Below are 13,707 nucleotides of genomic sequence, written 5' to 3' on the forward strand. Positions count from 1 at the left end.
CCCGATATTGGAACAATTAGCGTCTGGCGGATCAGTGAGCCAGCAGAATTTGGCGGATCTGATCAGCCATCTTGAAGGAGCTCTCCGAAGGCGGCTGTATGATCTGGCCCATAAGGCAAGAATCACAGCCTACGGCACCGCCGTTTACTTGCGCGGACTTATCGAATTCTCAAATATCTGCAAACAAAACTGCCTGTACTGCGGCCTGCGCTCCGGGAATAGAACCTTAAGCCGTTACCGGCTGCAGCCGGAAGAGATTCTCGATTGCTGCCGGGAGGGCTACACCTTGGGCTACCGTACGTTTGTGCTGCAGAGCGGTGAAGACGACTGGTATACCACGGACAAGCTGGTGCAGTTGATCACATCGGTCAAACAGCAGTTCCCGGATGCCGCGCTGACACTGTCGGTCGGTGAGCGGGATGATGAAAGTTATACAAGGCTATACGCGGCGGGTGCAGACCGTTTTTTGCTGCGTCATGAAACCGCCTCTGCCTCTCTGTACCGTGCACTCCATCCTACAATGGAGTATGCGGACCGCCGGGACCGCCTGCGCGCCCTGCAGCGGATCGGCTATCAGGTGGGAGCGGGATTCATGGTCGGACTGCCCGGGCAGTCCGCTGCCGATTTGGCGGACGATCTGCTGTATCTGCAGGAGCTGCAGCCGGATATGATCGGCATCGGCCCTTTTTTGCCGCACCGGGACACTCCGCTGAGGGACGAGCAGCCGGGAACGGTAGAGAACACACTCGACATGATTGCCTTGGCCCGGCTGATGGTGCCGGATGCCCTGATTCCGGCGACTACTGCGATGGGCACCGCCCATCCGAACGGACGGGAGCGGGCGCTGCAGGCTGGAGCGAATGTCCTGATGCCCAACCTCTCCCCTATGTCTGTACGGGCCAAATATATGCTCTACAATAACAAAATCTGTACGGGCGACGAATCCGCCCAGTGCAGATTCTGTCTGGAGCAGCGGGTGAAATCCGCCGGTTTCCATGTGGATATGGGACGCGGCGACAGCTTAAAGCATCTCTCCCGCTCTCTCCAGGAACATTGAAGTCCTGATCATAAAGATAAACCAGAAAGAAGTGGATATGAGTGAGCAAAGTGAGTGAACGCCGGCCAGCGGATTTTATTCAAGACGAGGAAATTATGGAGGCCTTGCGGTATGGCTCGGAAGCAGCAGCCGATCCGCAGATCATAGCCGCCATCCTGGAAAAAGCAAAAGCCTGCAAAGGCCTAAGCTCCCGGGAAGCGGCCGTGCTGCTCCATGTAGAGGACAAGGAAACGCTGGAGCAGCTGTATCAGGTATCGCGGAGCATCAAGGAGCAGATTTACGGCAACCGGATCGTCCTGTTTGCACCGCTGTATGTCAGCAACTATTGTGTTAATAATTGTGTCTACTGCGGATACAAGCATTCCAACTCGGAGTTTGCGCGCAGCCGCCTGAACGCAGCTGAAATTGCCGAAGAGGTCAAGGTGCTGCAGGCTCTCGGGCATAAAAGACTGGTGCTGGAGGCCGGTGAAGACCCCCGCAACTGCTCTATCGACTATATTATCGATTGCATCCGGACGATCTATGACACCAAGCTGGACAATGGCAGCATCCGGCGGATCAACGTCAACATTGCTGCAACGACGGAAGAAGATTACCGGAGGCTTGCGGCAGCCGGAATCGGCACCTATATCCTTTTCCAGGAGACATACCACCGGCCCAGCTATCGGAATTTCCATCCCGAAGGGCCCAAACATGATTACGACTGGCACACAACGGCTATGGACCGTGCCATGGCCGCTGGCATTGACGATGTCGGCATCGGGGTTCTGTATGGCCTCTACGACCATAAATACGATACTATTGCCATGCTGAAGCATGCGGAGCATCTGGAGCAGGCGTTCGGCTGCGGCCCGCATACGATCTCTGTCCCCCGCCTGCGTGCAGCCGAAAACGTGAATCTGGACAATTACCCCCATCTGGTCAGCGATGCGGATTTTGCCAGAATTGTTGCGGTGCTGAGAATGGCTGTGCCCTATACCGGAATGATCCTGTCCACCCGCGAGGATTCTGAATTTCGCGATCAGATCATCAGACTCGGCATCTCGCAGATCAGCGCGGGTTCAGCGACTGGTGTCGGTGCCTATAGTGTCAATAAGAACAAGGAGGATACTCCGCAGTTCACCGTCGGCGACCACCGCTCGCCTATGGAAATCATCAAAAGCCTGTGCAAGGACGGGTATGTGCCCAGCTACTGCACAGCCTGCTACAGGGAAGGCCGCACCGGCGACCGCTTTATGCAGCTGGCCAAATCGGGCCAGATTCACAATGTCTGCCAGCCCAACTCGCTGATGACCTTCCAGGAGTACCTGCTGGATTATGCGGATGAGGAAATGCGGGCCATCGGTGAGCAGACGATCCGCGAGAACCTGGAGCGCATCCCGCGGGAAGGCGTAAGAAAAGCTACCCGGGAGCAGCTGCAGCGGATTCATGCGGGGGAGAGGGATTTGCGGTTCTAGCGTGAATGTGCCGGGTAGAGAGCTGACCCCGGGGCTATTATGCTAAAAAAAGCAGAGTATTCCACCGGGACTGGCTTATAAAAATTAATTTGCAAATGTAGGCGGATATTTTCATCGATAACGGAATTGAACACTGCTGCGCAGCCCTTCAAGGGGCGGCGCAGCTTTTTGAGCTGGGATTGCCTTAAATCGGCCGAAATGATCATTCTATTGCACTTTGTACATTAGAAGGACAATAAGCATAAGTAACCCTAACCAGGCCCAGGCCCATTCGTACCTTTCAGGTGAACCCGCTATAATTACCTCTCCTAATTCCAATTTGTAACTTCTGCTAATCGGTTTAAGCTAATCTAAGTTCACTAATTCCACCCCGCTCCCCCGCTGCTCGCAAACAGTACACCTGCCTTAACCCCAACGAAGGAATAGCACCACTTGGCTACAATAAAAGAGTAATGAGATTCCAATTAATCAGAGTCTCATTACTCTTGAATTCAAAACAGATGCAGCCTGCTTCAGACTATGGGCAGGGGCATGGTATCCGGCCTCCGGCTTTGGCGGGCATTGCCGGAGCCCCCATTCTCCCAAGCCAGCATAGCCGACGGGAACATCTCAATCGCCCGGGGAAAAACACCCTGAACATAGGCGATAAACACACCATAATTGACTATCGGCACACCGGCAGCCTCCGCTTCATCCAGTCTCCGCAGCATTGCCCGGCGATTCAGCATACAGGCGCCGCAGTGGATGATCAGCGAATACTGCTCCAGATCCGCCGGGAAGTCACTGCCTGCTGCGTGGTCGATCAACAGTTGCCGGCCCGTGATCTCCCGCAGCCAGCGGGGAATCTTGACAGAGCCGATATCATCAGACTGGCGGTGGTGCGTGCAGGCTTCGGCAATCAGGACCCGGTCACCGTCTTTCAGTCTGGTGATGGAGCGCGCACCGCTTACCAGCCGGGGAAGGTCGCCTTTGTACCGGGCAAACAGAATGGAGAATGAAGTGAGCGGCACATCCGGCGGTGTATCCGCCTGAACCTTCAGAAACACCTGTGAATCCGTGATGACAATACGCGGCTTGCCGGTCAATCGGGACAGGGTGTGGCTCAGCTCCTGCTCCTTAGTGACCACAGCCAATGCATCACATTCCATAATATCGCGGATGGCCTGCTGCTGAGGGAGAATCAGCCTGCCCTTCGGGGCAGCCTTATCAATCGGCACCACCAGCACGGCCACATCGCCGGGGCTCAGCAGATCCCCGACCAGCCGGAAACGCTGCTCCTCCTGGGCGAGCCTGTCTGCTGCCGCCCTCTTCAGCGCGCCGATTCCGCTTCCGCTCATCGTGCTGACAGGGAACAGCCGGATGGAAGAGCCGGCCTCCAGCCGCAAGGCCAACTGGCTGCACCGTTCTTCGAGCGACGGCGGGTCAGAAGTGATTTTATCGATTTTATTTAGTACAATCATTACATTTGTTCCAGCCGCAGCCAATCTCTGCAGCAGTTCCCGCTCGAACTCCCCCGCACCCGCCTCTGCATCTACCACGAGGAGCGCCAGATCTGTTTTTTTTAGAACTTGCAGCGTCTGGCGGATACGCTGCTCACCAAGTTCCCCCGTGTCGTCCAGTCCGGCAGTGTCGATCAGCACGACCGGACCCGCCGGGAGCAGCTCCATGGGCCGGTACACAGGATCGGTTGTCGTCCCGCTTACCGGGGAGACGATCGACACTTCCTGTCCGCAGAACGCATTGATCAGACTTGATTTGCCGGCATTACGGCGGCCAAAAACAGCGATATGCGCTCTTTCTCCACGCGGCGTATCATTCACGCTCATTCTGGGATGAGCCTCCTTCCATGTTCAGCACCGGACTGTCCGCTACGGCCGGGAATTCCCGGCTTGGTAACCTCCAGCGGATGCAGCACCTCTTGAATCTGTTTCTCGGTCATCCATCCGCCCTCTACTAGCAGCTGCTCCAGGGGACGGCCGGAAGCAGCAGCCGCCTTGGCAAGTGCTGCAGCATTGTCATAACCAAGATAGGTTATCGTAGCAGCAGCCAGCACCCCTGAACGGTCCACATGCTCCCGGCAACGGTGTTCATCCAGCTTGAGGCCGCTCAAGCAGCGTTCCCGGAACAGCGGAATGCCGTGCAGCAGCAGCTCCAGAGATTCCAATAAGGCCTCGGCAAGTACAGGGGTGAACGCGTTCAACTCCAATTGACCGCTTGCAGCCGCCAGCGTTACAGCCGTATCGTCCGCAATCACCCGCATCGCCACAGAGCCCAGCATCTCGGCGATGACCGGGTTTACTTTCCCCGGCATGATCGAAGACCCCGCCTGCACGGCCGGGAGAATATATTCGCCGATCCCTCCGGCAGGACCGGAAGACAGCAGCCGGAAGTCATTAGAAATCTTCAGGAGATTGACCGCTGCGGCCTTAAGCAGACCGGATACTTCCACGAACACATCCATGTTCTGAGTCCCGTCCATCGGAAAATCGCTCCGGCAAAGGCCCAGCCCCGTTAGCTCGCGCAGTTCATCAGCTATGGTATAAATATACGTTAGCGGCGCGTTCATCCCCGTCCCTACAGCCGTTCCTCCAATATTGATTTCCCGCAGCCGTTCCTCGGCCTTGTACAGCCGCCAGCGGTCCCGAGCAGCCGCCTTGGCATAGGCTCCGAAGGATTGCCCCGCCAGAATCGGCAGTGCATCCATCAACTGGGTCCTTCCAAGTCTCAGCAGGTCCGCATATTCATGTTCCTTCACCTGGAACACTTCCTGAAGTGAAGCCAGCTCTTCGGCCAGCTGCCGCAGGAGCGGGATAACAGCAATGCGCAGCGCAGTGGGATAGACATCGTTCGTCGACTGATGGAGGTTCACATCATCAATGGGATGGACGATGCTGTAATCCCCCTTTGATCCCCCCAGCAGCTCAATGGCACGGTTGGCTATTACCTCGTTCACATTCATATTGCTGCTGGTTCCCGCTCCCCCTTGATAGGCATCAACGATCAAATGCGCGTCCAGACAGCCGTCCAGGATCTCTTCACATGCCGCAAGAATGGCCTGCACCTTCTGCTGCGGCAAAGCATGATTCCGCCCGTTTACCTTGGCCGCTGCCTGTTTGACCCTGGCGATCGCATGCATCAGCTTACGGTTCGCCGGCCGCCCTCCGGCCGCAAAATTCTCCTTCGCCCGCGCGGTATGAATGCCATAATAGGCATCCTGCGGAACGGGCAGGCTGCCCAGAGCATCACGCTCCATCCGGTACGCTGAATCATCCGTCATCTATTTTCACCCGCCAATCTGTGACATCTGGCGGACGGTATTCTCCTGAACCGGCCGCACTACGCCGCTCTCCTTAAGCCTGTCCGGCATATCATGCCGCCCGGGCTTATGCTCCAGCGACCGCAGGAACAATTGCTTGAGCAGTTCAGCCTCCCCGATATACGGCCTTACATTCCATTCGTCATTCCAGTACAAGCAGGGCTTGATATGACCGCTGGCCGTGATGCGCAGCCGGTTGCAGGTCATGCAGAAATGCCTGCTGACCGGGTCGATCAGCCCGAATTGTCCCGCTGCCCCCTTAATGCGGTAATACCGGGCTGGCCCCGAATCCGTTGTGTCCATTGTTACATCACGACCGGGCGCTGCCCCATGACCGGGATCATCAGAGCAGACCGGCTCATACGCCCAGCCTGCCCTGGAACAGCGCTCCAAAATTCCGCCAAGGGGCATATATCCTGCTTGCCAGCCCTCCGTTCCCCGGCCGATCGGCATATATTCAATGAACCGGATATCCAGGGGATATTTCAGGGTCAATTGCAGAAAGGACTCGATTTCATCATCGTTTATCCCTTTCATGACAACCATATTCACCTTCACCCGTTCGAAGCCTGCATTCAGGCTGCTGCCAATGGCGTGAAGCACCCTTCCGACATCCCCACCTCCGGTAATCCTGGCGAAGCGCTCCGGCTGGAGGGAGTCCAGACTGATATTGACATCAGTCAATCCGGCTTCACGCAGCACCCTGGCCTTGGAAGCCAGCAGTATTCCATTCGTTGTAAGACCTATGCGCTCAATCCCGCTTACCGCATGCAGACGGGCTACCAGTTCCTCTAAATGCGGACGCAGCAGCGGCTCACCGCCGGTAAGCCGCACCTTGGTTACACCCATATCTGCAAGCACGGACACCACCGTGGCAATTTCATCAAAGGTCAGCGGCTCCGGTGAAAAAGCTGCGTCCGCCTGGTCCGGTCTGCAATACTCGCAGGACAGATTGCAGCGGTCCGTGACGGAGATGCGCACATAATTGTGTATACGGCCAAAAGAATCGGCCAAAGCCTGGGCATCAGACAAGACATTCACCTTGCTTTCTAATGTGGATCAATTCAGAGCCGGATAAGTCCGCCGAACTGCTGAAGTGTCTGTGCACTGGCCGCCCTTTTGGCAGCGGTGTCCATGGATACATCATCGGGAACCACAAGCTGAAGCGCATGTGTGGGACAAATCTGTACGCATGCCGGACCGTTCCCGCTCTCTTCACACAAATCACATTTGCTGGCAACCAGCCGTTCCTTGCGCGCCCATACCCCGTTTGCGTTCGAACGAAGTCCAGGCTGTACCTGCTTCTGCCCGCCCCGGAACTCGGGAACCATAGCAATGGCTCCAAATGGGCAGACCAGCATACAGGTCTTGCAGCCGATACAGGTATCCTGGTTGATCGAGATACTGCTGCCTATATTGGTTATCGAGCCATTCGGACATACATTGGCGCAAGGAGCATCCTCGCATTGGCGGCACTGCACCGGGGCGGTGACCTGGTCGGTCTCCGTTACCCTCAGCCGCGGATAAAAGTCCGGATTCTCTTCCTGCTGCAGGAACATATTTTCCGTGGAATGGGCGGACACACAAGCCACCTCACAGGTGTGGCAGCCAATGCACAGACCAGGATCGGCGATGACAAAACTGTTCATAATTTTCCTCCTTTACGCCCAGCGCTTATTGGGGAGACGTTTTTCTCCCTGGATTGATACGTTGTATGGAGCAGATGATGGGGGACATGGCCCAGAGGCTCACCCAGGAAATCCTTATACAGCTTGATAATGGCCGGATTCTCATGTGATTTCCGCACCTGCTGATGGGAATCATGGCGGTAGACCGAGCTTTTTCTGGCCTGATAGGCTGTCTTGCGCTGGGTCTCCAGCAGCAGCTTGGGCTGTCCGCCTCCGCTGACACAGCCCTCCGGACAGCCCATCACTTCAATAAAATGATAAGGGCAACGACCTGCCTTCACCTGTTGCAGAATCGCAGACACATATTTCAGCCCGGCGACGACGGCCACCTTCAGTTCCAGCTCGCCCAGCTGGACCGTAGCCGTGCGAAGCCCCTCTTCGCCCCGGACAAAATCTAACTGGAGGTTCGGGATCGTCTCATGCGTCACCAGCTCATAACCGGTTCGGATGGCCGCTTCCATCACCCCGCCGGTAACCCCAAAGATCGATCCCGCCCCGGAATATAAGCCCAGCGGGGAATCAAACGGTTCATCCGGCAGATTCACAAAGTCTATGCCTGCATCTTTAATCAGATGGGCCAGCTCCCGGGTAGTGATGACTACATCGACTTCCCGGAGCCCATCCACCTCCATCTCTTCACGGCTGCACTCAAACTCCTTGCAGGTGCAGGGCATGACCGCCACACTGTAAATCTTCGCCGGGTCCACCCCGTCCTGCTTGGCGCCATAGGTTTTGACGAGTGCACCAACCATTTGCATCGGTGACTTGCAGCTTGATAAATGGTCAAGCAGCTCCGGCGCAGCCGTCTCAGCATGCTTGACCCATGCAGGGCAGCAGGAAGTGAACATGGGCAGGCGCTCACCCGACATTACCCTTCCGATCAGCTCCGTTCCTTCTTCCATAATTGTAACGTCCGCACCGAAGTTGGTATCATAGATCCGGTCAAACTTCAGCCGCCGCAGTGCGGCGGCCATCTTGCCCGGGGTCAACGTGCCCAGGGGCAGGCCGAATTCCTCGGCCAGGGAAACCCTGATGGCCGGTGCGCATTGCACCACCTTAAACAGCGCCGGATCTGCCAGCGCACGCTTGACTTCAAGCGCTTGGCCGGTGGAATAGGCCGCGAACAAAGGCTCCCGCACACTTGGCAGCTGCCCCCTCTGCAGCCGCTTGGCCTTCAGGCCATCCGAAGCTTCCAGATGGTCCGGGGCATAAGCGGTACAGATCTGCACGCACTGTCCGCAGATTACGCAGCGGTGCGCATCCACTTCCTGGGGCTGGCCCGGCTCTCCGGTGATGGCATCCACCGGGCAGACCGCTGCGCAGCGGCGGCAGCCGGTGCACAGCTCTGGATCAATATGAATGATGGGCTCACTGGACGGCATTAGAATGTCCCCCCTTCTCTGTTCAAGCTGCAGGAGCTGCCCGTCCCCGCTTCAACCAGCCGCAGCGCCTTTTCCGGGCAGACGGCCACACATGCGGGGGAGGGATTACGGTCTTGAGCTGCGGCGGCTGAAGACCCCTTGCCGCCGGCATTATCCCCGGCAGCAGTACCACCGGGGATTTCCGTATTCCTGCATAGATCACATTTGTAAGCAGTGATCCGGGTTTTGCGCTGCAGCTTGCTGTCCCGGCGTTCCTGCAGCAGCGGCTGCGGCAGCTCCGCTCCGCCGCTGTAGGCCTTGTACAGGCTGATCGCCCCGAACGGACAGGCCAAGGCACAAGCCTTGCAGCCGATGCAGGCTTCCGCGTCGATGGCAATGACCCCGTCCTGCTGGCGGATCGCCTGGACCGGACAGGCTCCCGCACAAGGGGCGTTCTCGCATTGCCGGCATTGAACCGGCATCGTGAAGCTGTCGGTGCGGATGACATACAGCCGGGGAAGCACCGGCATCGTGACAGTGCCGACTGCGGTGCCCACACCGTTGTCACGGTTGTGCACCGCGAAGCAGGCCAGCTCACAGGCCTTGCAGCCGATGCATTTGGCGGCATAGGCAATGACCAGGGAATTGGAAGCGGCGTGGTTCATTCCGGAACCGCCCCCACCAGCATCTGCTTTCGCAGCTCCGCGTATTGTTTGCGGACCAAAGCTTCGGCCTGTGCCTGGTCGGATATCGCTTCAATCCGGACCGCACAGTATTTAAATTCCGGTGTTTTGGAGACAGGGTCCAGATAATCAACCGTCAGCTCATTGCAGGCCCCGATCCAGAAATGATAGGTCATGTAAGTTGCCCCTTTTTTGATCCGGCCGCTGACCTGCGCCCTGGCCATGATGTGCCCCCGCCGGGAATAGACCTGCACCAATTGGCCGTCCGCAATGCCATGCTCCGCCGCATCCTCCAGACTGATCTGGATGTTCCCCGGTTCATCGGACAGCTGGCTGAGCGCCCGGCAATTGCCGGTCATCGTGCGCACGGAATAATGCCCGACCTCCCGGACCGTGGAGAGCGTCAAAGGATATTCGGCATCCGGCTGCTCTAGCGGCGCTCTCCATTCACAGGCGAACAGCTGTCCTTTGCCGCTTGGCGTGGTAAACCGGTTCCCTTGGTACAGATAAGGGGTCCCCGGATGATCCTCGGAAGGACAGGGCCACTGAACCCCTCCAAGTGCTTCCATCTTGCTGTAGCTGGCTCCGGCGAAGCTTGGACACAGCTTCCGCATCTCATCCCAGATTTCCTCGGAATTCTTATATGCCATCGGGTAACCCATGGCTGTAGACACTTCACTGATGATCTGCCAGTCCGGCTTCACATCGCCGGGCGGATCGATCGCTTTGCGAATGCGCTGGAAACCCCGGTCGGCCGAAGAATAGACGCCGTCATGCTCACCCCAGGAGGTGGCTGGCAGAATCACATCGGCGTGCAGCGCCGTTTTGTTCATGAAGATATCCTGGACAATCACCAGCTCCAGCTGATCCAGCGCCTCCCGCAGCTCGGCGGCATTCGGGTCGCTCTGCACCGGATCTTCACCGAAGATATAGTAAGCCTTGATTTTGTTCTCCTTCAGGATGAGATGCGGCACCTCCGTCAGCCGGTATCCTGTCTTATCGGGGAGGGATGTGCCCCAGGCTTTTTCGAATTTCTTGCGGATTTTGGCATCCTCCACAGACTGGTAGCCGGGATAGACGTTAGGCAGCGCGCCCATATCGCAGGAGCCCTGCACATTATTTTGTCCGCGTACCGGACCGATCCCGACACTTTCTCTGCCGAAATGACCGGTCAGAAGCGCAAGTGAAGCCAATCCCTTGACCACATCCACGGCCTGCGCAAACTGGCATACCCCCATGCCGTAGAGAATCATCGCTTTGCCGGATTTGGCATATTGGCGCATCACCTTGCGGATGTCTGCCGCCCGCACACCGGTTATACGCTCTGCATATTCAGGGGTATATTTCTCCACATTCGCCTTGTATTCATCAAAACCCTGAACGAAATTGGAGACATAATCCTTGTCATACAGCTCCTCTTCAATAAGCACATGGCCAAAAGCGTTCACCAGCGCCATGTTCGTCCCGCCCTTCAGCGGCAGCCAGGTGTCGGCAATCCGCGCCGATTCGGTCTTCCGGGGGTCCGCGACGATCAGCACCGCCCCCTTCTGTTTCGCTTTTACAATTCTTCTGGCCACAATCGGGTGGGTAACGGCAGCATTGTAGCCAAAGATCAGCAGCAGATCGGTGTTTTCAATTTCCGGAATCGAATTGGACATCGCTCCATCTCCCAGCGAATATGTCAATCCCGCAACAGACGGACCGTGACAGACCCGCGCACAGTGGTCGATGTTATTCGTTCCGATAACCGCCCGCATGAACTTTTGCATGACATAATTGGCCTCATTGCCCGGCCCTCTGGCCGAACCCGTGCCCATAATCGCATCCGGCCCGTATTTCTCCTTGATCGCGTTCAGCTTCTCCGCAGTAAATCCTATCGCCTCTTCCCACGACACCTCTTGCAGCACACCTTCCTTGCGGATCATAGGCTTGCGGAGGCGGGAGGTCAGCAGCTGCGGATCATTCAGGAAATCCCAGCCGTAATGGCCTTTCAGACAAAGATTCCCCTCGTTCGTCCGGCCATCTGCAGGCTCTGCGCCTACGACCTGTCCATTCTCGACCAGCAAATACAGCTGGCAGCCGCTGCCGCAATAAGGGCATACAGTCAATACTTTATTTTCCATTCCTTGTCACCTCTCCTTGTGATTTTTTGCACATTATATACAACAAAAAATAAGCCAATACAAAGCATACTGTTCCATACACCGTGTAATGGCTTATTAAAAAGCGAAGTGACCCACGCCCTTTCTCTCTAATCAAACCGATTTATTAAGTTGTATGATGACGCTCCGGCCTTCATGATACTGATCACAAAGTCTCCAAGAATATGAAAACCTGCAGCCTACCGTCTCTATCAGTTCCTCCATAAAACCGCGCTCCAAATAAGGCTTCAGCACCTTCCAGTACTCCGCAACGAGATCAGCCGCGCCCTCCTTCAGCAGAATTTCCGACAGACTGGAGAGAATCCCCCTGATTTCAATAGTGATCTGCGACTCATTATCCAGCTTCACCTTCACATTCTCCGGCCCTTTCCCCCGGTAATGCTTCACAATCTTCACGGCAAGTCTTCTAATCTTCTCCTGGTATTCAAAATCAGCCTCAGACATCCAAACACCCTCACCTGAGCATTCCTTTATATGGAATTTCTTATAAGCAATTCATATGTTAAACCCATCCATAAATGTTGTCAATTGATAAAATCGCTCCGTAAAATGAAGTCCGCTGTTTGCAGATCACGGGTTTAGGTTGTGCTGGTGCCCGTTGGAGTGCTAATTGTATTTCGTGCATTTAAAATAGGACGTATCCGCCTTTTTTCAGCGCTAACTGTATTCTGTACAGTTAAAAATGGCGTTTGAATACGTTTTTGTTGATTGAGTGCGATTGAAGTGTACGAATTACAGTTAAATCTATTTTTGAACCGATACCAGCCCATTGAGTTGCACAAAATACAGTTACCGTTTGGACACAGTCCTCCAAAAAACAACCGAGCAATTACCGCGATTTAACTACATTACTCACATTATGCAGAGTAGATGTCCGCCGGAAAGCAAAAAACCCGCAGAGCCGGAAATCTGCAGGTCTTCAGGACCGATAAAAAGCCCAGCAAGTAGAAACGGCTTTGCCGTCCTTTACAAGGACGGTACCGTTTCAGCGAGAAATAGAAGGAAAATTTATAGCGTGAAGCATATAAATTCTTATATTTTAAAAAAAGTATAAATCTCTTACGTTCGCTCCGGCTTAATCCTTCGTTTCCACGGCATGGCCGCCGAACTCATTGCGCAGAGCTGCAACGACTTTGCCGGTGAAGGTGTCCGTCTCCAGCGACCGGTAGCGCATCAGGAGCGCCATGGCGATGACAGGGGTGGCAGCCTGCAGATCAAACGCAGTTTCCAGCGTCCACCGGCCTTCCCCGGACGAGTGCATAACCCCTTTTATCTCATCCAGCTTGGCATCCTTGGAAAAGGCGCGCTCCACCAGTTCCATCAGCCACGAGCGGATGACGGAACCGTTGTTCCATACCCGTGCCACTTGTTCGAAATTATAATCGAACCCACTTTTCTCCAGCACCTCAAAGCCCTCTCCGATGGCAGCCATCATTCCGTATTCTATCCCGTTATGGACCATTTTCAGAAAATGTCCGCTGCCCGGCTTGCCGGCAAACAAATATCCGTCCTGGACAGCAGTGTCCCTGAAAAGCGGTTCTGCAACGGCCCAGGCTTCCTCATCGCCACCGACCATGTAGCATGCTCCATTGCGCGCGCCTTCCATCCCTCCGGAGGTTCCTGCATCCAGGAAGTAGATTCCCTGCTGCGCAAGCTCTCCGTGACGGCGGATGGATTCTTTGTACTGGGAATTTCCGGCCTCTATAATAATATCTCCCTTGGATAAGAGCGGGGCCAGTTCTTCAATAACGGAATCGACAAAAGCATGCGGCACCATAATCCAGGCAATCCGCGGCACTCCCAGCTTGGAGACCAGTCCGGCCAGACTGTCTGCTCCAGCCGCACCTTTGGACTCAAGCTCCGAAACCGCCTCCCGGTTTACATCAAACGCAACCACCTCGTGTCCATGGTCCAGCAGATTCCGGCCCAGATTGGCGCCCATTTTTCCTAATCCGATCAATCCGACTTTCATGATTATATCCC

At 55.7% G+C, this 13,707-nt stretch carries 11 protein-coding genes; 2 read left to right on the forward strand and 9 right to left on the reverse strand.

Translation table 11 applies throughout. From position 1 onward, the window contains the following. The first annotated feature begins 4 nt into the window (after nucleotides 1–4). On the forward strand, nucleotides 5–1,057 hold the full coding sequence (hydE, locus tag PRIO_RS19310) for a [FeFe] hydrogenase H-cluster radical SAM maturase HydE (RefSeq protein WP_081487287.1): 1,053 nt from the start codon (nucleotides 5–7) through the stop codon (nucleotides 1,055–1,057). Between the two features lie 41 nt (nucleotides 1,058–1,098). Continuing rightward, nucleotides 1,099–2,514 carry a [FeFe] hydrogenase H-cluster radical SAM maturase HydG gene (hydG, locus tag PRIO_RS19315; RefSeq protein ID WP_046504191.1) on the forward strand — a complete coding sequence of 472 codons (1,416 nt, stop codon included), beginning with the start codon at nucleotides 1,099–1,101 and terminating at the stop codon, nucleotides 2,512–2,514. A gap of 512 nt (nucleotides 2,515–3,026) precedes the next feature. On the opposite strand, the gene hydF is transcribed toward hydG, so the two are convergent. The 9 genes from hydF to gnd all read right to left on the reverse strand — a co-directional run bounded on the left by hydF (nucleotide 3,027) and on the right by gnd (nucleotide 13,696). Further along, nucleotides 3,027–4,340, reverse strand: a complete 1,314-nt coding sequence (hydF, locus tag PRIO_RS19320) for a [FeFe] hydrogenase H-cluster maturation GTPase HydF (RefSeq protein ID WP_020431744.1) — start codon at nucleotides 4,338–4,340, stop codon at nucleotides 3,027–3,029. After that, a complete protein-coding gene (locus PRIO_RS19325; protein WP_020431741.1) occupies nucleotides 4,337–5,791 on the reverse strand; it encodes an aspartate ammonia-lyase in 1,455 nt (484 codons plus the stop codon). Before PRIO_RS19325 ends, hydF begins: the two co-directional genes overlap by 4 nt. 6 nt (nucleotides 5,792–5,797) lie before the next feature. Then, nucleotides 5,798–6,844: a GTP 3',8-cyclase MoaA gene (gene moaA / locus PRIO_RS19330; RefSeq protein ID WP_231869722.1), complete on the reverse strand. Its 1,047-nt coding sequence runs from the start codon at nucleotides 6,842–6,844 to the stop codon at nucleotides 5,798–5,800. Nucleotides 6,845–6,894: 50 nt separating this feature from the next. Then, a complete protein-coding gene (locus tag PRIO_RS19335; RefSeq protein WP_020431737.1) occupies nucleotides 6,895–7,479 on the reverse strand; it encodes a 4Fe-4S dicluster domain-containing protein in 585 nt (194 codons plus the stop codon). Beyond that, on the reverse strand, nucleotides 7,476–8,900 hold the full coding sequence (locus PRIO_RS19340; protein ID WP_046504196.1) for a [FeFe] hydrogenase, group A: 1,425 nt from the start codon (nucleotides 8,898–8,900) through the stop codon (nucleotides 7,476–7,478). Before PRIO_RS19340 ends, PRIO_RS19335 begins: the two co-directional genes overlap by 4 nt. Next, nucleotides 8,900–9,544: a 4Fe-4S dicluster domain-containing protein gene (locus tag PRIO_RS19345; RefSeq protein WP_046504202.1), complete on the reverse strand. Its 645-nt coding sequence runs from the start codon at nucleotides 9,542–9,544 to the stop codon at nucleotides 8,900–8,902. Before PRIO_RS19345 ends, PRIO_RS19340 begins: the two co-directional genes overlap by 1 nt. After that, nucleotides 9,541–11,685: a formate dehydrogenase subunit alpha gene (gene fdhF / locus PRIO_RS19350; RefSeq protein ID WP_046504205.1), complete on the reverse strand. Its 2,145-nt coding sequence runs from the start codon at nucleotides 11,683–11,685 to the stop codon at nucleotides 9,541–9,543. Before fdhF ends, PRIO_RS19345 begins: the two co-directional genes overlap by 4 nt. A 132-nt stretch (nucleotides 11,686–11,817) precedes the next feature. Continuing rightward, nucleotides 11,818–12,168, reverse strand: a complete 351-nt coding sequence (locus PRIO_RS19355; protein WP_020431720.1) for a Na-translocating system protein MpsC family protein — start codon at nucleotides 12,166–12,168, stop codon at nucleotides 11,818–11,820. A 631-nt stretch (nucleotides 12,169–12,799) separates the two neighbouring features. Further along, the gene (gene gnd / locus PRIO_RS19360) at nucleotides 12,800–13,696 is read right to left on the reverse strand and encodes a phosphogluconate dehydrogenase (NAD(+)-dependent, decarboxylating) (protein ID WP_020431717.1); all 897 of its coding nucleotides are present in this window, start codon (nucleotides 13,694–13,696) and stop codon (nucleotides 12,800–12,802) included. Nucleotides 13,697–13,707 lie beyond the last annotated feature (11 nt).

The sequence above is a fragment of the Paenibacillus riograndensis SBR5 genome (genome assembly GCF_000981585.1).
Lineage (GTDB): Bacteria > Bacillota > Bacilli > Paenibacillales > Paenibacillaceae > Paenibacillus_AQ > Paenibacillus_AQ riograndensis.

What these genes read in the sequence shown, in the direction of transcription:
- hydF (WP_020431744.1), bottom strand. Translation starts at nt 4,340, where the DNA reads ATGAGCGTGAATGATACGCCGCGTGGAGAAAGAGCGCATATCGCTGTT.
- PRIO_RS19325 (WP_020431741.1), bottom strand. Translation starts at nt 5,791, where the DNA reads ATGACGGATGATTCAGCGTACCGGATGGAGCGTGATGCTCTGGGCAGC.
- PRIO_RS19335 (WP_020431737.1), bottom strand. Translation starts at nt 7,479, where the DNA reads ATGAACAGTTTTGTCATCGCCGATCCTGGTCTGTGCATTGGCTGCCAC.
- PRIO_RS19340 (WP_046504196.1), bottom strand. Translation starts at nt 8,900, where the DNA reads ATGCCGTCCAGTGAGCCCATCATTCATATTGATCCAGAGCTGTGCACC.
- PRIO_RS19345 (WP_046504202.1), bottom strand. Translation starts at nt 9,544, where the DNA reads ATGAACCACGCCGCTTCCAATTCCCTGGTCATTGCCTATGCCGCCAAA.
- fdhF (WP_046504205.1), bottom strand. Translation starts at nt 11,685, where the DNA reads ATGGAAAATAAAGTATTGACTGTATGCCCTTATTGCGGCAGCGGCTGC.
- PRIO_RS19355 (WP_020431720.1), bottom strand. Translation starts at nt 12,168, where the DNA reads ATGTCTGAGGCTGATTTTGAATACCAGGAGAAGATTAGAAGACTTGCC.
- gnd (WP_020431717.1), bottom strand. Translation starts at nt 13,696, where the DNA reads ATGAAAGTCGGATTGATCGGATTAGGAAAAATGGGCGCCAATCTGGGC.